This window comes from Pedobacter sp. SG908 (genome assembly GCF_011759615.1).
Taxonomy (GTDB): Bacteria; Bacteroidota; Bacteroidia; order Sphingobacteriales; family Sphingobacteriaceae; genus Pedobacter; species Pedobacter riviphilus.
Genome location: NZ_JAAOYY010000001.1, coordinates 1,299,154 through 1,322,893, shown reverse-complemented (window position 1 = coordinate 1,322,893; position 23,740 = coordinate 1,299,154). Strand labels below are relative to the sequence as shown.

The following is a 23,740-nucleotide window of genomic DNA, read 5'->3' as shown; positions in this document are numbered from 1 at the left end:
AGAAAAAGGTAAGAGCCCCCTCGGCGGCGGTGAGCCGAGGCAAGCCCGAGCGAAGGGCAAAACCTCCCCCAACCCCTCCTGAAGGAGGGGAGTTCCCACCCATAGTTCTAAAATTAAAAGCGCTTTAAGGTTCCCGCCTGCGCGGGAATGACGACCGTACTAGTGATACTGTAAACACCCCCCCTTACCCCCTCTTCACCTCATACCACCTCTCCACCCCCTCCACATACCCCTCAAAAAATTCCTTATAATACCCTTTCAGTACCTGCACCCTAAAATTTACCCTGCTAAAAAACCAAACCAGTTTATAATCCATTTCCGCCTCAAGCAAATACCATAAATACGGTTTAGCCCTATCGCAAACCAAAAACAAGCTAGACTTATCGGTATTAAAATCCAGCAGTTTACCTTTTACCTTAAGCTTCAGTTCCAGTTCGTAATAATCGCCCTCATCTTTTAACACAAAGCTTAAAACAGGTATTTCCATCGCAAATTCAACCAGTTTCATATCCCGCATTACAGGTTTGCCTGTTACATTGCGCAGGCCATAAGTATAGCAATAATGTGTAAAGCGTTGTTGCATCAATAGCGGCAAAGCCTTGTTCCATAACTTAAAAAGGACGAGCTGGTTGGCATCATTAATCGCATTAGTTTCTGGCAGGTGGCCATTGGCGCTAAAGCGTATGGCCGCTAGCTCTTTCATGGCGAAGCAAATGCTGTTCAGCTCCTCCTGCTGAGGCGATAGGCTTACACCATCCACATCGTGCGGATTAAACACGAAACGTTTAAAAGATTTTACCGTTTTAAGGTAAGCCGTGGCCGCAAAAACATAAGGAATTAAAAAAGGATAATGGTTGCTGTGGAAATTCAGCAGATCGGTATTGGCGAAACAATAACCAATGCTAACCGGGGCCAACCGTGCCATAGCATGCTTATCCAACAGCCTTTCACGCGGTACCACCACACGTTCCGTAACATCCGGCAAATCATCACCAGGCCTAAACAAACCGCTAAATTTTTTCTTCAATGTAATGGTAAAACCGCCAGGTTTTTTAACCACATCTACATATCTCGATCGCTTGTTGCCCAAAGCAAAACATGCTGGCCAGTAATACTCCTGAAAATCGCAGTAACCGCTCCGCATCATGGCACGCAGAATAAGGTAAGCATAATGCCCAAGGTAGGTTTCATCAGTATCAACACTACAGCTCACCAGCAGGCAATCGTATTCTACCGCAATATAAACCCTCGCTTCTTCCCCTTCCAATTTAACATGAACCGTTAACAAACCCTGATCAAAAGAAAGCGATTGTATCACAGGCAGATCAGGCTTTTTACCTACGCCAAAGGTGTTATGCAACCCGCCAGCTGTCTGATCCAGCACCGCTAAACTTAACACCCTGCTCCCCTTTTCTAAAGGCAACTGATAAAACCGCGAAAGCGGTTTCCCTGCAATGGTAATGGGTTTAGTCATCATACTCGTATGGTTTTACGAGTCTTGTGGTATAAAGAAACACTATAGCGGGCTCTAAATACCATCTACCGGGCTTCTCACGGCCTTGCCAACGGAATTACAATAGAGCCCATGATGCTATAGTGCGCACTAAATTACGCAAAATATCACCATAGGCATTAATCTATTGTCTCGTTGGCTGTTTATTGTGAGAATTTGGTAGCCGAGACTCTTTATTAACACCTAATTTATACACAAATATAATAATAAAAGTTTAGATATTCTAAAGTATTCTTTAAATAATCTAATGAAAAATATAAATATTATAAAGTAAAACTTTCACTTGGTATGTTTATCAAAAAACGATTAGCGTGAAAAAGAAGTCGGAGCTTACAGAACTTGGTAAATACTTAATTTTAAAATCTGCTAACAAAGCAGAAATTTATAGGAAGACGAGTATTACTGAGTCTCGCTTAAGCCTACTAAGTAATGACGCGAGCACTAAGCTTTCAGGAGAAGAATTATACTTGATAGCGCTTGCACTAGATGTTGAGCCTGGCGATATGGCCAAGACGATTTATAAAGGAGTTAAGCTAAACACTATTGCAGAGCAAGAGGCATTAGCAGCTAAAAGTAGGAAACAAAAAAGATAGCTCTATCCAGAGAAGAACGATCCCTGCTTTGGGTAAATAAGCGAAAAGTGCCACTATTACCAGTAGCGACAATTCAACATTAATTGCCAGCTCGTTAAACTATCCGGCTACATTTAATACAATTGAAAAAATTGTAGACTTGTACGAGAGATTATTGGCAAGCGAAAGAGAGAAAGTGGAGATGTTGAAGAGTAAAATAGACATCAACTCTAAAAATAAAAATCCGATCAAAGTAATCCGTTAGATTATAACGAATTTAATACATCCTCGTCATTAATTTTTCCACTAATCAGCATCTTTACCTGTTCCATATTTTGATAATTGGTTTTTTCAAGGGCAATTAGTGTTTGATCTCGCTCTTTATTCTGATGATTTAAATGGTAGGCGATTACTAAATTCGATAGGATTACAGGATTTTTACCTAAATCGTCCTTTTCTTTTGCGATCTCCCCCAATTTAATAGCTTTTGCAAAATTTCGGTTTTTAATTTCTACAACGGATAGGTTGGTATACACATTTGAATCATCAGGATTTAGCTGTAGTGCTCTTTCATAATACACTATGGCCCTTGCATAATTCCCTTTCATTCTTTCAATAACACCTAAACCTACAATTGAACGTTCGCTTTCATTATCCAGTGCAAGCGCTTTTTTATAAGCTTGTTCGGCTCCAAGTGTATCACTGAGTTCCACATTAACCAAACCTAAGTAAGACCAACATTTAGGAGAATCGGGATGATCCTTCAAATAACTCTTCAACGTACCTTTTGCTTTTTCATATTCGCCTGCATAGTAAAACTCATTTACCTTTGCAATGGTTGTATTTTCTGTACCTCGGTAAAGATTCTTACCAAGAAAAAATGCTACAACAAAAAATACTACAGCAATTAATTTTTTCTTCATTAATGAGTACAGTTAAAATATGTGTTAAATTAAATCAGTTGTTACCCCACCATTCCATTAATAAAAGTCTCCACAAAATCCTTGATGCGCAACAAAATTCCATCACGTCGCTTTTTACGTTGAAGAATACCTGGTTTCTCTCCTTCAATCAAGTCTAGTAAATCATCCGTCAACGGTTCTCTCTCGGCAAACAGATAATCTTCTATTAGCTTTTCTGTTTTTTCTTTAGATAGCTTTTCCTCATCAATTAATTTCTCAAAGGCCTGTTTTTGTTCTTTGTCCCAGAATTTATCAAACTCTCCTGTAACCTCATCTGTATCTTTAATTAAGGGTAAATTTTCTTCAATAAAGCGTTCGATCAATTCACGTTTACTACGTAAAGTAGTTTCGGTTGACAACAAATTTGCAATCTCTTGTTTGGTCTTTTCGTCATCACCTTTATTAGCAGCTTTAAGTTTAATCAGCAGTTGGATAATGTAGGTGACATTAATTTCATCACGATGGATGAGTTCCAGTTCAAAATCTACATCATCTAGAATGGATACCTTTTCTATGGCATGTTCCTGCTTTACCTTATCGTACAAGTCGAGATATTTGCTTTTGAAATCTTCGAACTCTTGTTCGCCCATTTGTAAGTCGTCCCAATTAAAATCAGCGAACGAAGTTATAATGTTTTTGATACGCATAACATTCCTAAATGCCCTTACAAATTCAAGTTCATCTTCTTCTGTCACTAACTCACTTACATCATCTGGAAACCTTGCAATAGATACTAACTTTTCATAAGCTTTTTCAAACTCTTGGGTATAATCTTCATAAGGTTGCATAATGATGACTTCAATTGCATCCTTATTACTGAACAGGGTTATTGCTTCGTCAGTCCTGTTTTTTAAATTACGGAACGAAACAATATTACCTTGCGATTTTTGCTCATTCAATATTCTATTGGTACGTGAATAAGCTTGTATTAAACCATGGTATTTAAGGTTTTTGTCTACATAAAGTGTGTTTAAGGTTTTGCTATCAAAACCTGTTAAAAACATATTTACCACTAGCAAAACATCAATTTTACCGTCTTTAACATTCTTAGAGATATCGTTATAGTAGTTGTAAAAACTCTCGCTGTCTTTAGTGCTGTAAGCACTATTAAACATGCCATTGTAATCGGTAATAAATTCATCTAGCTTTTCTCTGCTATGTGCTTGCAAACCGTACAATGCTCTTGGCTCTTCAACTATAGAAACCTCTTCCGGTATAAAACCATTCGCTTCTGCATCATCTTCGTTACTAGCATAACTAAAAATGGTGGCAATTTTTAAATCATGAGTGCCCTCTAGTCTTCTACGTTTAAAAATTTCGTAATACTTGATCAAAGTTTTAACACTATCCACACAAAACATAGCAGTGAAGCGTTTGCTTTGTGTTTTACGGTCGTGATGAGCAATAATGTAATCAACTATTTTGGTGAGGCGATTAGAGTCTTCCATCAACTCCGTGGTATCAATATCTTCTACCTCAATATCTATTGCTGTTTCCCTACCGTCTTTGTGTTTATATCTACCTACGTATTCTACCGAAAACTTCAATACGTTTTCATCACGAATGGCATCAGTAATCACATATTTATGCAAGCAATCTTCAAACAAGTCTTTAGTAGTGCGTTTGCCTAAATCATTTTTATTGGCATTATCTGCAAAAATTGGTGTACCAGTAAAGCCAAAGAGCTGACTACTATTAAAAAATGATTTGATACGTTGATGGGTATCGCCAAATTGGCTACGATGGCATTCATCAAAGATAAACACAATGCGTTTATCTTTTAAATCGGTCATTTTGCCTTCATATTTCAATTTACTAATAGCGGTATTTAGTTTTTGGATGGTGGTTACAATTAACTTTGAGTTTTTATGTTCGCCTTTTTTATCAATATAATTGTCGGTAAACTGCTTAACAAGGTTACTGGTATTATCTGCCCCATCTATACTTCCCTCTTGAAAACTATTGAACTCTTTAGTAGTTTGGTAATCCAAATCTTTACGGTCTACCACAAATACTACCTTATGAATTTGTGGCAACTTCATTAAAATCTGACTGGCCTTAAAGGAGGTTAAGGTTTTTCCAGAGCCTGTCGTATGCCAGATGTAACCATTCTTAGTTGTATTTTTCACCCTTTCAATTAAAGCCTCAACAGCATAATATTGATAAGGTCGCAATATCATAGGTATTTTATTGGCTTCATTTAAAACAATATACTTGCATATCATTTTACTGATATGACAAGGCTCTAAAAAGGCATCAGTAAAACCTTCCAGCAAATTGGTAACTCGCTTATTTTGTATATCGGTCCAATAGAAAGTTTGTTTAAAATCCTGGTAGCGATTATTGGCGAAATATTTTGTATTCACACCATTGCTAATTACGAATACCTGCACATACTGATATAAAGCATAACTCGCATTAAAAGAATGCTTTTGGTAACGGTTAAGTTGATTAAAAGCTTCTTTCATTTCCAAACCACGGCGCTTTAGTTCTACCTGAACTAAGGGCATACCGTTAATCAGCAAAGTAATATCGTAGCGGTTTACATATTTACCTTCTTGTGTAACCTGATTGGTTACCTGATATTCGTTCTGACACCAATGCTCTGTGTTTAAAAACTCAAAATATAAGTTATCACCATTATCCCGAACTATATGTTGCTTTTGGCGTAAGGTTTTACCTTTTTCGAAAACTGTACCCTTATTCAAAATGTTAAGCACCTTATCAAATTCCGCTTCAGAAAAATTCACCTTATTGTGTTTCTCTAACTGCAACTTCAAATTGCGAACGAGTGCGTCTTCATTAATTATAGTGATATAATCGTAACCTAACTTTTGCAAGTTGATGATTAATTGTTCTTCTAATATTTGTTCGGATTGCTTAGCCATTTAATTCCAAAGTGCTTCGTTTTCCCAGTTTACTTTAAAACCTAAAGCATTGGGGTCTACGGATGGATATCTAGTTAATAATTCTTTCATCTTTAATGCAAATGAGTTCTCTGGCGCTATAATATTTAGCATATACCTAATGATACATAAGTGAAGATAGAGCTTTTGAGTATCTGTAGGAACATCATCCAGCCATCTATGAGGCGGTCTAGACAAAATTTTCGGAGTTCCCGGAAGATTTTTATTCCATAGCCTGCTATGGTGCGCACAATAGTTTCTTATTTGCGCGATAGACTGTAACCAGCTAGGTAAATAAGTATGATTTACGGCTCCCAATTCTTCGGCAATAGTATCTTTTGATTTGATGGTATTTTTAAGATTGCCATAAAGTTTAGAAAGTGAACCAAAACTTGTCATCTCTAAAGATTTCCAAGCTGGCGGAAACCTAAGATCTTCTTTATACCTTTTTTTATGTTCTTTAATAAAAATATCTTTTGAGCGTTCGATCTCCTCTTTCAAATTGGCAAGCGTTTCTATAAGCGCACCGCTATCCTGAAATATAGTTATATTCTGAAACCACCATGGATCAAATTCATGAGAGAGGTGATAAATTAATTTAGTTCGTAAACTAATCTCAATCTTTTCAATCGCATCAAAAATTAATATTCGTAATTCTCTATCAAAATTATAAAGATGAATAACATCTTCAAATTTACTATTGGGTTTAAACAGATGTTGTTCTCTATCTACCTGCATAGGCCACCAATAGCCTGCTAAACGATAATAGCTCACATGCGAAAGGTAATGGGCGGCTAATGCATGATCTACAATAGCTAATCCCCTAGCCTGAAGTTGCGCAATGTGCTCATCAATGGAAAATGCATTTTTGTTATAAATCATTAGAGCATAATTTTACGACAAAAAGAAAAACCTTCTAAAAACGTCAGAAATAACGGTTTTGAAGGCACATAATCAATTATTGAAAAGTCTATAAAAGCAAAAGACCCGCCCTGGGACGCTGTTCTGATGGGTAGCGTGGCGAGTACTGTTGATACAAATGTAATGCCTTTTTTTGGTATTAAAAATAATTCTTTAATATTTTTAAGCAAAGTAAACACTGGCTTAATTAGTTTAACCACTATATTACTTATTACTATTTGATTGGTAAAATTGAGCATTTTTTTTCGATTGAACGAATATAATGTATTTATACAAATAAAAATTAGGGAAAACCGTAAAATCTCAAAACAAGGAGATACGGATTGCAGAAATGCTAATTTCTACAATCCATAAGCCAACCTACATCTAATTACCTCAATCCCTTAAACATTTGGTCTATTGCTTTTTTCTTTTGTTCTAAATTAGGATGCACATATAAGTTTAAAGTTGTGGTAATATTTGAGTGCCCTAACAATACACTTACTGTTTTATAATCGCAGTTGCTTTCTATACATCTCGTAGCAAAACTGTGGCGTAAACCATGAAACTTAAGCTCTGGCATATTTAACGATTTCATCAAGTTTTTATAATAGGCTCTATAGGTACGAGGCTCGGTAGGTTTAGCATCGTTAGTAAGTACAAAAAATGAAGAATTTACAATCTTTTTAAAAGGCTTAAGCATCTTCAATAAATCTCTGCTCATTGGTATTTCTCTAATGGAGTTTTTGGTTTTGGGCGTATCTAATATGAGCTCTGTTTTACGTATACCATCTTCTACCAGGTAAATACGCTGAATGGTTTTGCTCACATTAATCACACCATTATCGGTATCAATGTCCTCCCAGGTTAGCGCACAAACTTCGCCGATACGTATACCTGAACTTAGGCAGATATAAACCCCTAAATTTCTAAAAGTAAAATGCTCTTGTATGTAGCCCATCATCTTTTTCTGATTGGCCCGGCTTAATACTTCTATATTATATTTCTCCCGATCCGTAGGGAATTGAATATCAAAAGGTAAATGTGTTAACCACTGATGCTTAGCACCAAATTTGAGCACCATTTTTAACACAATTAAAATGTCTTTAATCGTTTTCTGACTCAAGCCTTGTGCCAGCTTTTGCAATACAAAGGCTTGTACTTTTGCCTCTTCAATTAAGTTTTGTTCTCCAAAGCTGGGCAATAAATGGTTTTCGATAAGCAGTACGTAGGCCGAGAAACTCGATTTTTTGACATATTGTTTCTTGTCGGTTTTCCATAGTGTTACTACTTCTGCTAATGTTTTTTGTTCGTTCATAATGTTGATCTAAGATTTTATAATCGCAAAGAAAAGTAATATAGGATTAAGGATACTTAAATATTAAGGTTCCTAATTTGAGATTTAAAGGGTTCGAGGGGGAGTGGGAGAAAATGAAGCTTGGAGAGCTAGTAGATTTTAAAGTAACCAATTCATTTTCTAGAGATAACTTAAATTATGAAACTGGTAAGGTGAAAAATATCCATTACGGAGATATTCATACTCAATTTCAAACGTTATTTGATATTACAAAAGAAAAAGTTCCATATATAAATGAAGAGATATCAATAGGACGAATTTCGGAAGATTTCTATTGCAAAGAAGGTGATGTTATTTTTGCAGATGCTTCTGAAGATTTAAATGATGTGGGGAAAAGTATAGAAATTATAAATGTCAATGGTGAAAAATTATTATCAGGATTACATACTTTATTAGCAAGGCCAGCAGCAAATATATTTCATTTGGGCTTTAATGGCTATTTATTCAAATCCAATCAAGTTAGAACTCAAATTCAAAAAGAATCACAAGGGTCAAAAGTTTTAAGCATCAATGTTGGTCGAATTTCAAAAATTGATTTATCGTTTCCTATTGTACAAGAACAAGAAAAAATTACTGCTTTTTTGAGCTTATTGGATGAACGTATCCAAACCCAAAGCAAAATAATTGAGGAATTTAAATTATCGAAAGATATTTTGATTAAAAAAATATTTTCTCATAAACTGAAGTTTAAAAATGATAATGGCAGCGACTTTGCAGATTGGAAATGTTTAAGTCTTGGAGAAGTTACCTCTCTAGTAAATAATCGAAACAAAAGAAATGAGAAATTACCGGTCTATTCTATTAATAATAAAATAGGGTTTACACCGCAAGGAGATCAATTCGACGGAGTAGATAGTAATGCCAGAGGCTATGATATAAAAATTTACAAGATAATTGACAAAGCAACATTTGCCTATAATCCTGCTAGGATAAACGTTGGATCTATTGGTTACAGTGGTGAGTTAGACAAAATTATAATTAGTTCTCTGTATGTCTGTTTTAAAACGAAAGAAGAAGTCGATGATAATTTCCTTTTACAGTATTTAAAAACAGATATGTTTAATAAACAAGTCTTAGAAAATATGGAAGGTGGTGTTAGGAGTTATCTCTTTTATGAAAATTTCTCTAGAATTACTTTCGATTTACCAAGTCTACTGGAGCAAAAGAAAATAGCTCATTTACTTGATTCAATCGATAAAAAAAATAATTTAGAAATTGCCATTATTGATAAATTAAAGGAACAAAAACAATATTTAATATCAAACCTTTTTATATAAATAGATTTTGTAGAAGGTGCTTTTTTTGACTTTCATATTTAAGAAGTAATTGTTTTTCTAATTCAATTTTCTTTTCAAACAATGAAAAGATATCTGAAATTTTATTTTGTTCTGTTAATGACGGGTATGGTAAACTAATGTCGGAAAAGTATTTATAACTTATCATTTTGCCATCTCTTATTCCTTCTAATTTTTCATTCAGCGATTTGATGTATTTTTCAGTTTTTAGATAATACTTATAAAAACGATTATCAATATCAGTTTTTGCCCTTAAAATGATATATGCTGGACTACAAATGCCTTTGTAACTTGAATATTCGATACCGCCTTGAAAACTTCTAAGACTGATAATGAAATCCCCAACTTCAACTACTTTATAACTATCAATGCTTTTATCTGTTACTGAAATTTGATATTCTATCAAATTTCTTGGGATTGCACCATGTTCTTGGGTAATAGCCAAAATTGGTAAGTCGGAGTTATGGTTTTTGTTAGATATATTGTTAAATATTTCATTTCCAAATCTACTTTCCCATTCTGGAAAATTAATCCCATTATCATCTTTTAAGTTCATTTGTTGTGAAAACATCTTTTTAGCCAACTCTTTGATTTGGGATTGAAGATTGTCAATTATTTTGCTTTGGGTTAAGATGCGTTCGTCTATTAGTGACAGAAAAGAAGCTATTTTTTGTTGTTCATTATTAAGAGGGATAAATAGCTTCTTTGATTTTATTTCCGTAGATGAAATTCCCTTTATAGATGTTCCTTGCATACTGGATGCAGAATTTTTCATTTCTATTGAAAGAAAATAGGTTAGAAATAAACCGTTACATTTAAAGTTCACAATGTTAGTAAAATCTTGGCTTGTACAAATATTCTTATTAGAATACGCGACTTTCCCGACCCCAACCCTTGAAACAATCAATATTACTGGAGCTTTACAGAACTTTGTAGATGATTTGTTAATTGCTTCGTTTGTTATATACCTAGAGACATTAATAGAATGAATACTGTCTTCTTCTAAATCTGAAGATGATACCCATGGGATATCTCCATTCCAAAAATTGGAATTAGATGATGAAGGAGTTCCTCCTCCAATAAAATCTCCTAAATCGGCCAGTGTACGCTGTTTCCATTCTCCTTCAAACCCTTTAAATCTCAAATTAGGAACATTGCCCATTTCTTTTTTTTTAGCCATTTTCTCGATTACTTTTTTGTAAGTACTATTAACATTAAGGATTTAAAAAACTAGACCTAGTTCTTTAAAATAAACTTCTATTTCCTTATCGAGTTGGGCTCTTTTTGCTTCCAATTCTTTAATCTCCTGCATCACGGTCTTAATATCTATTTCCTCTTCTTCTTCAAAAGTGTCTACATAGCGAGGTATATTCAGGTTATAATCATTTTCGGCAATTTCTTGTAATGGTGCCCGGTAACTGTATTTTTCGGTTATCGTTCTATTTCGGTAGGTTTCTACGATTTGATCTATATGCTCTTCTCGTAAAATATTTTGTGTTTTTACTTTTTCAAAACCTTTACTGGCATCAATAAATAATACATCTTCTGGGTTTTCCTTACATTTTTTAAACACCAAAATACAAGTTGGTATACTGGTGCCGTAAAATATATTGGCAGGCAAACCAATTACGGCATCCAAATAGTTTTTTTGTTCAATTAAATATTTACGAATATGTAGCTCCGCTCCGCCTCTAAACAAAACCCCATGAGGTAAAACAATAGCCATGATCCCATTTTCAGACAAATGATAAATCATGTGTTGTACAAAAGCAAAATCTGCTTTACTACCAGGTGCCAGCTTACCATATTGGCTAAAACGGTCGTCGCTTAAATGTAAAGGATTGGCACTCCATTGTGCAGAAAACGGTGGGTTAGCTACAATAGCTTCAAAAGTCTGCCCTATGTGTTGAGGGCGTTCTAAGGTATCTTCCTGTTTAATATCAAATTTGCGGTAATGGATACCATGCAAAATCATATTCATACGGGCCAAGTTGTAAGTAGTACGATTCATTTCCTGTCCATAAAAATCACCCACATCTTTTACCTCTCTGGCTACACGCAACAATAAAGAGCCTGAGCCGCAAGTTGGATCGTATACTGATCTTAATTTATGCTTACCTGTAGTCACCAATTTGGCTAATATCTTAGATACCTCTTGCGGGGTATAAAATTCGCCTGCCTTCTTCCCTGCACCACTCGCAAATTGGCCAATTAAATACTCGTACGCATCCCCTAAAACATCCAATTCGGTATTTTTAAGCTTAAAATCTATCTTATCTAAATGCGCTAAAACTTTAGCAATAATATCGTTTCTGGCTTCCGGCGTTTTACCTAGCTTGGTACTGTTCAAATCCATATCCTCAAAAAGATTATCAAAATCTTCTTCACTTTCAGTACCCATGGTACTTAACTGAATATTGGTCAGGATTTTTTGTAAATCGCCAAGAATAAAATTGGTGCTGGTTTCATCTCCAGTTGCTTTATCATCCCTACTATTACCGCGCTGAGCTACGGCTGAAAACAATTCTTCGGGCTTTAAAAAGTAACCTAGTTTTTCCAGAGATGCTTCCTTCACAGCTTCCAGAATTTCATCGGTCTTTGCTGTATCGCCCTTAATTTCGCCAAATGTAATTTTATCTTGCGCTAAAATATCATTCGCAAATATCTCCATTTTCTCGCTCAAGTATTTATAGAAAATAAATCCTAAAATATAATCTCGAAACTCATCTGCATTCATTTTACCACGAAGCGTGTTCGCAATATTCCAAAGTTGTTGTTCTAGCTGCTTTTTTTGATCTTCAGACATTATTCTTCGTTGAGAGTTAGTGGATGTAAAACTATCAAAAGTTTTTATTCCTCAATGTAATGAATTTGAGATTTATAATTAATGATTTTCCGGACATCCCTTCCGAAAAATCATTAATATTAGCACTCGGGCAGAGAAAGCAAATTATTAACAGTAGTGCTGTCAGCTTCAGTTTTTAAATACTTTGTCCCTGAAGCCGTTTCAGCAGTAATTACCTTTACTTTGTTGCCATTTTTCTCTACATAGGCATAACCACCATCATTTTTTATCCAGTTGTAAATCTCCAGTCTTGTACTTTTTCCCTTTGAGTTGTCGGCCTCATTTATCCATCCAAGGTGGGTGATAGCCAAATTTGGGTTTTCATGATTCCCGTTGTCTTTGTTAATGCAAGTAATTTTAATTGCCATAGTTTTATTTTTTAATTATACATTCCCAAACTTCTACAATTCAGCTTACCATTCCCTACGGTTTCCCGTACCTGCTCAAAAAAAATTAACCTATTTTTTTAGTTGTAAAATAAATAATACTATATTGACACTAATTAATCAATATTATTTACATTTTTAAACTACAAATTATGTCTAAAACAAATGAGACAGGGCACGCCAAAAACGTAGCCAATTTCGAAACCCTTATTGCTTATTTAACCGGTTATGGCGTCGTTTACAATCCTAGCAACGTTAACATCCAGTTAAGCAGTTTAAATGAGAAAGTGGCCGCAGCCCGAACCATTAGCGAGCAGGTACACGATCTGGCCGCCAAAAACAGCAACGCCATTGCCATCCGCGATCTGGCCTTTCAGCCTTTAAAAAAGCTGAGTACCCGCATAGTAAATGCGATAAAAGCCAGCGATGTAGCACAGCAGGTAATTGATAACGCCGTTACCCACAACCGCAAAATTCAGGGCCAAAGGGCATCGGTAAAGTTAACAGAAGAAGAAAAACAGCAACTGGCAGCAAACGGTACCATTGTTAACCAGGTATCGGCCTCGCAACAAAGTTTCGATAGCCAGCTCGATACCTTCGATAAACAGATCAAGCTGTTAGCCACCATCCCCAGCTATGCACCCAACGAGGTAGAGCTGCAGCAGGCCTCCCTTACCACCCTTTACAACGATTTATTGCAGAAAAACCGCGATGTGGTAGCTAAAACATCAGAGCTGAGTACCCTTCGCCTAAACCGCAATACTATTTTGTACGATGCCAAAACGGGGATGGTTGCACAGGCTTTGAGTGCCAAAAATTACAGCAAATCGTTGTTTGGCGTAAGTACCCCGCAGTACAAACAAATTTCAGGCATCCCGTTTAAAACGGTAAAAATTTAGCCTATCATGAAAAAAATCATCCCTCCCCTTGTATACATCTCAAAACAGCAGCAGAAATAAAATCGGTTGCTGTTTTTATTTAAAAAACATCCTGCAAACTGTTAACTGCATTTATAATGTGCTTAACTGCAAACTAAAAACTATTAACTGCATTTATAATGTTATTAACTGCAAACTAAAAACTATTAACTGCCAACTAAAAGTAACCTACCTCTCCAATAAAGTTGTTAACTGCGTTGGTAAAACCATCAACTGCAAGCATAAATCTACCAACTGCAAGTATAAAGTTATTAGCTGCTCCGATAGAACTTTTAACTGCAAGGATAAACCTATCAGCTGCAAGTATAATGTTGTTAGCTGCGCTGATATAACTGCTAACTGCAAGTTCAAAACTATTAACTGCGCTAACAATTCTGCCATCGGCAAGCATAAACCTATCAACTGCAAGTATAATGTTGTTAACTGCGCTGATAAAACTGTTAACTTCTATCCAGCTAGGCAATAATATATAACTACAAGTACACCAAGCGCACAAAGTTTACAAGGTTCTCTTAGTATTTTTGTTACTTGTGGTAACACAATACTAAATCACCAGGAAGATTGATACCAGTGACGGTAATTTAAAGATCCTTCACTGTGTTCAGGATTGACAAATTCCAATAGAAAGGGTCGTCATTGCTGAGGAGGAACGACAGCCTGCCCCGACTTTTCGGGGAAGCAATCTTTCATGCTAAGTAATCCTGCTAAAAAGATTGCTTCGTCGGCTGGAAAAGCCTTCTCGCAATGACGGATTTATTGGCGGAACAATCTACCGTATCAGAACTATATCTATATATCATGCGATCTGCACCCCGCTATCCGGCCTAGGAAATGATGGAAGGAGAAAATGTTAAAGCTTTTGCACTCCCTTTCGAACCTACCACTACCCCGAGGCAGCACGCCCTCCCCGATTTTTCATCGGGGGCTTGTGCTGACGACCAAAAAAGCTTTGACGAATTTATCCGACATCAGATCCAAGCCTTGATTGTTTGTTTCTTTATCATCAAGGATAAAGAAAGAGCCCTTCGGCGGCGGTGAGCCGAGGCAAGCCCGAGCAGGGGGCAGCAACATAGCGACCGCTTTAAGGTTCCCGCCTGCGCGGGAATGACGATCGGATGATATAGCAAAGCGCCATAGAAACATTTATTAACAAAAAAGCACCAAGAACATCGCGCCCTTAGTGCCTAAATTTATACACAAACCTATAAGGTCTTAAAGACCTTATAGGTTTAGATATTTCAATTAATTCCACCCACCCCCTAACGAACGGTACAAACCAACAACAGCATTTAACTGCTCTGTTTTAATGGTGGTTAACTCCAGTTCGCTCTGCAATAAATTGCCTTGTGCCGTAATTACCTCCAGGTAGTTGGCCATACCGCTTTTAAACAACAAATTGGCATTGCGCGAGGCCTGTTGCAAAGTTTGTGTCCTTTTTTCAGCTATGCTGTATTGTGTTTTTAACTTCTCTACTTTCGTTAACTCGTCAGACACTTCGCCAACAGCATTTAATACCGACTGACGGAACTGGATCACCGATTTCTCACGATCGATTTTAGCCAGCTCTAAATTGCTTTTTAACTGACCTCTTTGAAAAATCGGCTGTGTAATTCCTGCCCCAACCAATCCGAATAAAGATGCAGGCACATTAAACCAGTTGCTTGCTTTAAAAGAGTTGATACCTCCGCTTGCGGTAATCACCAACGATGGATATAAACTGGCTTTCGCTACACCAACCTTTGCATTGGCAATGGTAAGTGCCAGTTCTGCACTTTTAATATCAGGCCTGCGGCTTAACATAGATGAAGGAAAACCTGCGTTTAGGTTCTGTGGGATATTCATTTTATCTAAACGGCTCTCGCGGTTAATGGCTTTAGGCAAAGTACCAATCAGTACGCTTAAAGCATTCTCCTGTAAGGTTACACCCTGCTCTAAACGGGGAATTAGCTGCGCGGCAACCAGCTGTTGTGCCTGGGCTTGCTGTATGGCCAGCGAAGTTACCTGTCCGGCATCAAACTGTAAATTGATAATTCTCAGCGTGCTATCGTTAAGTTTTAAGTTCTTTTTAGCGATTTCCAATTGTGCATCAAGCATTAACAAATTGTAATAACCTTGTGCAACATTGGCCACCAAACGTGTCTGAACTGCTTTACGTGCCTCTTCTGTCTGCAAAAAACTGGCTAAAGCGCCAGCTTTTTGATTGCGGATTTTACCCCAGATATCAGCCTCCCAAACCAAACCCAGGTTTGCATTGTAATCTTCAATGTGTGTAGAGCCTGTAAACTGGTTCAGACTTAATCCGTTTAAACTGTTATCGCTCGGACGGCTTGAATTTGCCGACACCTGCAGTTTCAGTTCAGGCAGATAACCCAATTTCGATTGTTTAAACAATACTTCAGCTGCATCGATATTTTTCAATGCAATCTGCATATCATAATTTTTAACCAAAGCTGTATCAATTAAATTCTGAACAGTAAGGTCGTTGATAAAACTCTTTAAGGGCATTGTGCCTATGCTCGAAGAGTCTTGTGGTGAACTGTTTCTAAATAAGCCTGGCGCAATATTGGGTAAGGCTGTATCTTTCGAAACCGAACATCCGCTCCAGATTAAAGCAAGGAGCAGGATGGTAATTAGATTAAACCGTTTCATAAACTACATGATTATTATTTACAGGTTCTCCATTGTGGTGAACAACCTCATTTCTTGATTTTTTTGATATTTTTTCCTGTAAGGCCTGGAAGATGACGAACAGTACCGGGATGATGAACAAACCTAAAATTACACCCGATACCATACCACCTGCAGCACCGATACTGATGGAGTGGTTACCTTGTGCAGATGGACCTGTTGCAATACTCATCGGGAATAAACCAAACACAAAGGCAAGTGATGTCATTATGATCGGTCTGATCCTCAATCGCGCTGCTTCTATAGCCGAATCAACCAAACTGAGTCCCGCCTTTCGTCGCTGCACGGCAAACTCCACAATCAGGATGGCGTTTTTAGCCAGCAACCCGATCAACATAATCAGCGCTACCTGTACATAAATGTTATTTTCGATACCAGTTAAGCCCAATACCACAAATACACCGAATACACCTGTAGGGATAGATAAGATTACTGCCAATGGCAAGATGTAACTCTCATACTGTGCTGATAATAAAAAGTAAACAAACACTAAACAAAGTAGGAAGATTATAGTAGACTGTCCGCCTGAAGAAATTTCCTCACGTGTTTGTCCGGAGAATTCATAGGCATAACCCGTTGGCAATTGTTCTCTGGCAGTTTCTTCGATTGCTTTAATCGCATCACCAGAACTAAAGCCTGGTTTAGGGATGGCATTTACCTCGATCGAGTTAAACAGGTTATAACGCGAAGCCGTTTCAGAACCATATACACGGGTTAATTTAACCAGGGTACTAATCGGCACACTTTCTCCGTTTTTGTTTTTAACAAACACACGGTCGATACTTGCCGGGTCGGTTCTGTCGGCCACATCAGCCTGAACCACTACACGGTAATATTTACCAAAGCGGTTAAAATCTGATGCCTGCGCAGTACCAAAATAAGTCTGCATGGTTTGTAGGATATCTTTTTTGCTTACGCCCAACTGATCGGCTTTTTCATCGTTAACATCCAATTGTAACTGCGGATAATCTGCTTTATAAGAAGTAAACGCATAGGCAATAGCCGGTTTCGCCATTAACTTTCCAATAAAGTTATTCGCTACGCCACTAAACTTATCCAGCCTGCCGTTCGTTTTATCCTGTAACATCACGTTCATGGCCTCAACGTTACTAAAGCCCGGAACTGTAGGGAAACTGAATACAAAGAAGGTACCGGCAGATATAGCTGCCATTTTAGCCCTTACGATATTTTGGATCTCATCGATATTTTTTACTGCCCCTCTTTCCTCGTTTGGTTTTAACAATAAGAAAATCTGGCCGGCTGAAGGACTGTTAGATGCGGTTAAAAAGTTATAACCCGCCAACGACATCACAAATCTTGCTGATGGCATCGCTCTCAACTCTGCTTCGGCCTGTTTTAATATTTTATTGGTATTGGCCAATGATGTTCCCGATGGACTGGCAACCGCGATAGCCACAAAACCCTGATCCTCTGTAGGAATAAAACCTGTTTTTGTTCTGCCTACCAGAAAAATAGTAACCAGAACGATTAAGGCAAGGCCGCCCATACTGATCCATTTGTTACGGATAAGCACTTTTAAGCCGCCAATATAACGGTTGGTCATATAATTGAAACCACCGTTAAAGCCTGCATAAAACTTTTCTACAAAACCTTTTTTAGGTGCGTGATGACCACCTTCGGCATGTTTGTTCTTTAAAAACAAGGCCGCAAGCGCAGGACTTAAAGTTAAGGCGTTAACAGCCGAGATAATGATGGCGATGGCCATGGTTAAGGCGAACTGTTTGTAGAAAATACCTGTAGAGCCGGTCATAAAACCAACCGGTAAAAATACCGCCGCCATCACCAGGGTAATGGATATAATGGCTCCTGTAATTTCGTTCATTGCCTCGGTAGTTGCCGCCTTGGGGCTAAGCGAAGGGTTTTCTTCCATTTTGGCATGCACGGCTTCCACCACCACAATCGCATCATCTACCACAATACCAATGGCCAGTACGAGCGCGAACAGGGTTAAAAGGTTAACAGAGAAGCCAAATAGCTGCATGAAAAAGAAAGTACCGATAATTGCCACCGGAACCGCTATAGCCGGAATTAAAGTAGACCTGAAATCCTGAAGGAAGATAAATACAACGATAAATACCAGTAAAAAGGCTTCTATCAAAGTGTGCTCCACCTGGTTGATGGATTCATCAAGATCGGTTTTGGTACGGTAAAACTGATTGAACTTAATACCTGCAGGAAAATCTTTCGATAGTTTTGCCATCAGTTTATCAATGGCAATCTGGATTTCGTTGGCATTCGAACCTGATAACTGGATTATACCAATGGTAATACCATCATGTCCGTTTAAACGGTTTACACTACCATAACTATAAGCACCCAATTCTACACGGGCTACATCTTTTAAACGTAATATAGAACCATCAGCATTAGAACGGATCGCTATATTCTGGTATTCCTCTGGTTTGGTCAGTTTACCTTTATATTTAATGATATATTCAAAGGCTTCGTTGCTTCTTTCCCCAAACCGACCAGGTGCTGCTTCCAGGTTTTTGTCCTGAATGGCGGTGATCACTTCGTTAGGTGTAATTTTGTAAGTGGCCAATTGACTTGGGTTTAACCAAATACGCATTGAATAATCTTTAATACCACCAAATACACTGGCCGAACCTACACCCGGGATACGTTTAAGTTCGGGAATGATATTGATCTGTGCATAGTTGTTTACAAAAACGGCATCGTATTTTTTTGGATCTTCTGAGTACACACCGATAGCGCCAATAAAGCTATTTTGCTGTTTGGTAGTGGTTATACCATATTGTACCACCTCTGCAGGTAACTGGCTGGTGGCCTGCGAAACCCGGTTTTGCACATTAACAGCTGCCTGATCGGGATTGGTACCCTGTTGAAAGTAAACCGTAATGGCCAAGGTACCGTCGTTACTGGCGCTGGAGGTCATGTAGGTCATGTTCTCCACACCATTAATTGCTTCCTCCAATGATGGAGTAACCGAACGTAAAATCGTTTCGGCATTGGCCCCAGGATACACCGCTGTTACCAATACCGACGGAGGTGCGATATTTGGAAAGCGCTCTAAGGGCAACTTTGTTAAGCCAAGTATACCAACTATTACCAGCAAGATGGAAATAACAGTCGAAAGTACAGGCCTGTCTATAAATTTCTGAAACATGACTTTTTAGATTTTAGGTCTTATTAATTTTTTGTTTTTGCAACAGCTACTTTATCTGCTGCTTTTTGAGGCTGGATCACCATGCCCTCCTGTAATTTATCAACGCCGCTTAACACAATCTGGTCGCCAACTTTTACCCCATCTTTAACCAGGTAATTTTCGCCGGCTTTACCCACAATGGTAATGGATTGTTTTTTCACCTTACTGCTGTCGCCTACGGTAAATACAAATACTTTATCCTGCATTTCTACCGTTGATGACTGAGGCACCAGAATAGCGTTGTCGTGTTGCAAACCTAAACGGATCTTACCGGTATTACCCGAGCGAAGAACGCCACTGGCATTAGGGAAACTTGCCCTTAAAGTAATGGCACCTGTATTTTTATCAAACTGACCATCAATCATATCGATTTTGCCTTTAATTGGATAAGCAGAATTGTCGGCCAATAAAAGTTCTACTGCTGGTAAGTGTTTAATCCTGTCGGCAGGTGTTTTACCAGGGTAGTTTGCGTTGAAACTGTTGAAGTCGTTTTCTGCAAGGGAGAAATAAACGTGCACTTCGTGGATATCGGATAACTGTGTTAAAGCAACCTGATCAGTCGGAGAAACTAAACTTCCCTGTTTCTTAGGAATACGGCCGATGTAACCGCTAACAGTAGCCTTAACATTAGTATAACCTAAGTTAATCTGTGCTGCAGCAACACTAGCTTTAGCTTGTTCGGCATTTGCCTGCGCAATTTTATAAGCTGTTTTTGCCGTTTTTAACTGAATATCGGAAACAACTTTATTCTGAACAAGTGGTGTTAACTTATCAACCTCTAACTGAGCGTTTAAGATAGCGGCTTCTGCTGCATGTAAACTCGCTTTAGCATTGTTTAAAGCCTCGCGATAAGGGTTTTCATTAATTTTAAACAGGGTTTGCCCGGCAGTTACATAAGCGCCTTCGTTAACCAAAACACTTTGTAAGTAACCACTTACCTGCGGACGGACATCGATATCAACAGCCCCCTGAATAGAAGCCGGATATTCAATATACGTAGTTTCGGTGCTGGCATTAATTGCGCTTACAGGTAAGGCTGGCGGTGGTGGTGCAGCTGCAGCCTGGTCAGGAGACGATTTACAACTCACCAGAATTATAGATAGTAGAGAAATTGTTAACAATAACTTAATACTATTAAACTGTTTAACAGTGTTAAGTAAAGGGTACAAGCGATGTAGAGATTTCATATGATTAAATTTAATTGGACTTATGGTGTATAATAATTTAACACTGTTAAATTATCGTGTAAAAAAAAATTAACTATTAATAGATAATGTAATGCCCTTGATGGCATCTTTTAAAATTTGCTGGTTTAACTCGTCGGTAGTTCTGCCATTTGGGCGAACCAGGTTGATGGAAATTAAACCGTGGATGATGGACCAGTAAGTATAATACTTCATGCAGATATCATCTTCAGATACTGGTTTTTTCTCGAATAAAGATTCGATTACATCGCCTAACATCGCCCCCACGTTTTCGGCTTCGGGCATCGACTTTTTAACGCTGCAACAAACCATATCTACCCCGTACATCAATTGATAAAATTCTTTGTGGGCAAAGGCGAAGTTCCAGTAGGCAATCCACATGGCTTCCATTTTATCTTCCGGAGATTCGTGTTTATCCCTGGCTTCGCGGATATCTTTCGCCAACATTAAATATCCCCTTCTGGTAAGTTCCAGTAAGATGCCATCTTTGTTAGAAAAGTACTCGTAAATAATTGGTGCAGTATATTCAATCTGGTCAGCAATTTTACGCATACTCAATGCCTGCCAGCCTTCTGTTTGAACAATATTCAAGGCAGCATCCAGAATTTTTGTTCTGGTTTCATCTTTTAAACGTAGAATTCTCTCTTTACTTCCCATCACTCAGAATATAAGGTGTAAATAATCTAACACCGTTAAGCAAATGTAGAACCAATTGCAGAATTGACAATCATTCATTTGTCATAAACATTTTATTGCCTAGTTTTATGCCTTACAATTAATGTTTAAAGTGTTTAAACGAACATTTTTACTTAAGTTAATTTCAATAAAATAATAGGCCATGATTTTCCGCCCTGCAAAAACAACTGACATAACTGCCATACAAATTGTCAGACATACGGTAAAAGAGAACATTTTGTCAGATCCGGCGCTGGTTACTGACAAAGATTGCGAAGAATTTATTACGCAACGCGGTAAAGGCTGGGTCTGCGAAATAGACGGAGCAATAGTTGGGTTCTCCATCGTAGATTTAAAGGAGCATAACATCTGGGCCTTATTCCTGCGACCAGAATTTGAAGGCAAAGGCATTGGCAAAGAACTGCACCGCTTGATGATGGACTGGTATTTCGATCAAACGCGTGAGCCCATTTGGCTGGGTACATCGCCCAATACCCGTGCTGAAGAATTTTATACCCGGCAAGGCTGGAAAAAAGTGGGCATGGTAAATAAAGGAGAAGTGAAATTTGAAATGAGTTACGAGGATTGGAGAAACCATCACCTAAATATTGGCCACAAAGGCGCTAAAGCACAAAGCTGATCGTTTCTTAATCCCTAGGTAATAAATTCTCTTAGTGCCAATAGAGATTAGTTTAAGTCTATTGTTTAAATAGTGGCCAGGCCGGCTTAAAACTTATATAATATAAATCAATCGTTTATATTTGTGAACTTGAAACATTAACTCTCTTTATATGGCCATAGGCATTACACCTAAGTACCAGGAAGAAATTCCACTTCATGCACTAACAGCACAAGAATTTTTAACAATAGCCACCGAGGCAGTAGCACGGCTCAACTGGAGCATTCACTATCAAAGTGCAAGCGGCTTTATTGCAAAAAGCAGCACTTCCGCCATTAACTCAAGCAGCGAAATCAAACTGATTATTGAAGAACAAACGGCCACCATTTCGAGTGAATCGACTGGAGGCGAAATGATTGATTTTAATAAGAACAAAAAGAACGTTCAAGCTTTTCTAGCTGCTTTTGATACTGTGCAGGCAGAAATTTCACCTGATGAACTTTCGGTTAAATCACAGGAATTACACAATTCGCTTGATTTATCTGCTGCTGATCTATTAAAAGTTCCGGCAGAATCTGCAACACAAAAGGTTAAAAATTTCTTTTCGCTGTTTATTCCTAAAAGGGATTTTTTCTTCACACCAATACTGGTCAACCTAAATATTCTGATCTTTATTCTGATGGCTATCGGTGGCGCAGACATTTTTTCGCCAAGTTCTGAAATCCTCATTAACTGGGGCGCCAATTTCCGTCCACTAATTTCCATAGGGCAATATTGGCGGTTAATCACCAATTGCTTTTTACATATCGGTATATTACATCTTCTTTTTAACATGTACGCATTACTTTACGTTGGTGTACTGTTGGAACCTATGCTTGGAAAAAGCAAGTTTATTGCTGCTTACTTATTAACGGGTATAGGAGCCAGCCTGGCAAGTACCTGGTGGCACGAACAAACGATCAGTGCAGGTGCTTCTGGTGCAATTTTTGGCTTGTATGGCGTTTTTCTTGCTTTACTTACCACTGATCTGATCGAAAAAGAAACGAGAAAAGAATTGTTAACGAGTATCGGCATTTTTGTGGTTTATAACCTCGCTTATGGTATGAAAGGAGGCATTGATAACGCGGCCCATATCGGCGGATTGGTTTCAGGCCTAGTAATCGGCTATGCTTTAACTCCCAGCTTAAGGAACCCTGAAAAGCCATCATTAGGGATTGTATCTATTGCTGCATTATGTATATTAATGCTTTTTTCATCTTTTGGTGTGATTAAATCGATCCCGAATACAGAAAGTTTAACTACATACGACAAAAGATTTGAGCGTTTCAGGACTTTGGAAACAATGGCCCTTGACGTTTATACGCTTAAAGCAGATGCAAAAAAGGAAGACGTATTATACGAAATCCGCGACCGCGGAATTTATTACTGGAATGAAAACATCAGTTTACTGGACAGTTTAGAGCAATTGAACCTTCCACCATTTGTTAGGGAGCGCGATAAGACTTTAAAAGAATATTGCAATTTACGGATTAAGGCTTACGAACTGATGTATAAAGCTGTAGACGAAAATTCGCATAAATATGATGCTGACATTGCAAAAATCAACAAGCAAATAGAATCCATGCTTAAATCTTTTGAATAATCGTTTAAACTCAGCTGTCATTAATTGTAGCGCTTTGAGCATTACTAACC

General features: G+C 37.8%; 18 protein-coding genes. 5 read left to right on the top strand and 13 right to left on the bottom strand.

Features of this window, described 5'->3' with window-relative positions:
* Window positions 1–184: 184 nt before the first annotated feature.
* Window positions 185–1,477 carry a hypothetical protein gene (locus FHT21_RS05600; protein WP_167293751.1) on the bottom strand — a complete coding sequence of 431 codons (1,293 nt, stop codon included), beginning with the start codon at window positions 1,475–1,477 and terminating at the stop codon, window positions 185–187.
* Between the two features lie 347 nt (window positions 1,478–1,824).
* Here FHT21_RS05600 and FHT21_RS05595 point away from each other — a divergent pair, with 347 nt between their 5' ends.
* Window positions 1,825–2,106, top strand: a complete 282-nt coding sequence (locus FHT21_RS05595; protein WP_167293750.1) for a helix-turn-helix transcriptional regulator — start codon at window positions 1,825–1,827, stop codon at window positions 2,104–2,106.
* A gap of 245 nt (window positions 2,107–2,351) precedes the next feature.
* Here the strand turns inward: FHT21_RS05595 and FHT21_RS05590 are convergent, their stop codons facing one another.
* The 4 genes from FHT21_RS05590 to FHT21_RS05575 all read right to left on the bottom strand — a co-directional run bounded on the left by FHT21_RS05590 (window position 2,352) and on the right by FHT21_RS05575 (window position 8,171).
* Window positions 2,352–3,008 carry a tetratricopeptide repeat protein gene (locus FHT21_RS05590; RefSeq protein ID WP_167293749.1) on the bottom strand — a complete coding sequence of 219 codons (657 nt, stop codon included), beginning with the start codon at window positions 3,006–3,008 and terminating at the stop codon, window positions 2,352–2,354.
* 41 nt (window positions 3,009–3,049) lie between these two features.
* Complete coding sequence (locus FHT21_RS05585; protein ID WP_167293748.1) at window positions 3,050–5,935, bottom strand: type I restriction endonuclease subunit R; 2,886 nt, start codon at window positions 5,933–5,935, stop codon at window positions 3,050–3,052.
* Window positions 5,936–6,835, bottom strand: a complete 900-nt coding sequence (locus FHT21_RS05580) for an Abi family protein (RefSeq protein WP_208398870.1) — start codon at window positions 6,833–6,835, stop codon at window positions 5,936–5,938. It lies immediately after the preceding gene.
* Window positions 6,836–7,244: 409 nt separating this feature from the next.
* Window positions 7,245–8,171 carry a site-specific integrase gene (locus FHT21_RS05575; RefSeq protein ID WP_167293747.1) on the bottom strand — a complete coding sequence of 309 codons (927 nt, stop codon included), beginning with the start codon at window positions 8,169–8,171 and terminating at the stop codon, window positions 7,245–7,247.
* A gap of 113 nt (window positions 8,172–8,284) precedes the next feature.
* Between FHT21_RS05575 and FHT21_RS05570 the strand changes: the two genes are divergently transcribed.
* Window positions 8,285–9,487: a restriction endonuclease subunit S gene (locus FHT21_RS05570; RefSeq protein ID WP_167293746.1), complete on the top strand. Its 1,203-nt coding sequence runs from the start codon at window positions 8,285–8,287 to the stop codon at window positions 9,485–9,487.
* Here the strand turns inward: FHT21_RS05570 and FHT21_RS05565 are convergent.
* From FHT21_RS05565 to FHT21_RS05555, 3 genes are all read right to left on the bottom strand, one after another.
* Window positions 9,480–10,685 (bottom strand): restriction endonuclease subunit S, encoded by a 1,206-nt coding sequence (locus FHT21_RS05565; protein ID WP_167293745.1) that lies wholly within the window; start codon window positions 10,683–10,685, stop codon window positions 9,480–9,482. The two genes, FHT21_RS05570 and FHT21_RS05565, sit on opposite strands and share 8 nt — an antisense overlap.
* 42 nt (window positions 10,686–10,727) lie before the next feature.
* Window positions 10,728–12,311 carry a type I restriction-modification system subunit M gene (locus tag FHT21_RS05560; RefSeq protein ID WP_167293744.1) on the bottom strand — a complete coding sequence of 528 codons (1,584 nt, stop codon included), beginning with the start codon at window positions 12,309–12,311 and terminating at the stop codon, window positions 10,728–10,730.
* Window positions 12,312–12,430: 119 nt separating this feature from the next.
* Window positions 12,431–12,718 (bottom strand): DUF3892 domain-containing protein, encoded by a 288-nt coding sequence (locus tag FHT21_RS05555; protein ID WP_167293743.1) that lies wholly within the window; start codon window positions 12,716–12,718, stop codon window positions 12,431–12,433.
* A gap of 170 nt (window positions 12,719–12,888) precedes the next feature.
* Between FHT21_RS05555 and FHT21_RS05550 the strand changes: the two genes are divergently transcribed.
* Window positions 12,889–13,635, top strand: coding sequence for a hypothetical protein (locus FHT21_RS05550; RefSeq protein ID WP_167293742.1), 747 nt, complete (start codon window positions 12,889–12,891; stop codon window positions 13,633–13,635).
* 196 nt (window positions 13,636–13,831) lie between these two features.
* Here the strand turns inward: FHT21_RS05550 and FHT21_RS05545 are convergent, their stop codons facing one another.
* The 5 genes from FHT21_RS05545 to FHT21_RS05525 all read right to left on the bottom strand — a co-directional run bounded on the left by FHT21_RS05545 (window position 13,832) and on the right by FHT21_RS05525 (window position 21,411).
* Window positions 13,832–14,137, bottom strand: coding sequence for a hypothetical protein (locus FHT21_RS05545; protein ID WP_167293741.1), 306 nt, complete (start codon window positions 14,135–14,137; stop codon window positions 13,832–13,834).
* Between the two features lie 779 nt (window positions 14,138–14,916).
* Complete coding sequence (locus tag FHT21_RS05540; RefSeq protein WP_167293740.1) at window positions 14,917–16,323, bottom strand: TolC family protein; 1,407 nt, start codon at window positions 16,321–16,323, stop codon at window positions 14,917–14,919.
* Window positions 16,310–19,510 (bottom strand): efflux RND transporter permease subunit, encoded by a 3,201-nt coding sequence (locus tag FHT21_RS05535; RefSeq protein ID WP_167293739.1) that lies wholly within the window; start codon window positions 19,508–19,510, stop codon window positions 16,310–16,312. Before FHT21_RS05535 ends, FHT21_RS05540 begins: the two co-directional genes overlap by 14 nt.
* 23 nt (window positions 19,511–19,533) lie before the next feature.
* Window positions 19,534–20,736, bottom strand: coding sequence for an efflux RND transporter periplasmic adaptor subunit (locus FHT21_RS05530; protein WP_167293738.1), 1,203 nt, complete (start codon window positions 20,734–20,736; stop codon window positions 19,534–19,536).
* Window positions 20,737–20,805: 69 nt separating this feature from the next.
* Window positions 20,806–21,411 (bottom strand): TetR/AcrR family transcriptional regulator, encoded by a 606-nt coding sequence (locus FHT21_RS05525; RefSeq protein ID WP_167293737.1) that lies wholly within the window; start codon window positions 21,409–21,411, stop codon window positions 20,806–20,808.
* 181 nt (window positions 21,412–21,592) lie between these two features.
* Between FHT21_RS05525 and FHT21_RS05520 the strand changes: the two genes are divergently transcribed.
* Window positions 21,593–22,069 carry a GNAT family N-acetyltransferase gene (locus FHT21_RS05520; RefSeq protein WP_167293736.1) on the top strand — a complete coding sequence of 159 codons (477 nt, stop codon included), beginning with the start codon at window positions 21,593–21,595 and terminating at the stop codon, window positions 22,067–22,069.
* A 151-nt stretch (window positions 22,070–22,220) separates the two neighbouring features.
* Entirely contained in the window at window positions 22,221–23,690 is a 1,470-nt protein-coding gene (locus FHT21_RS05515; RefSeq protein ID WP_167293735.1) for a rhomboid family intramembrane serine protease, read from the top strand.
* Window positions 23,691–23,740 lie beyond the last annotated feature (50 nt).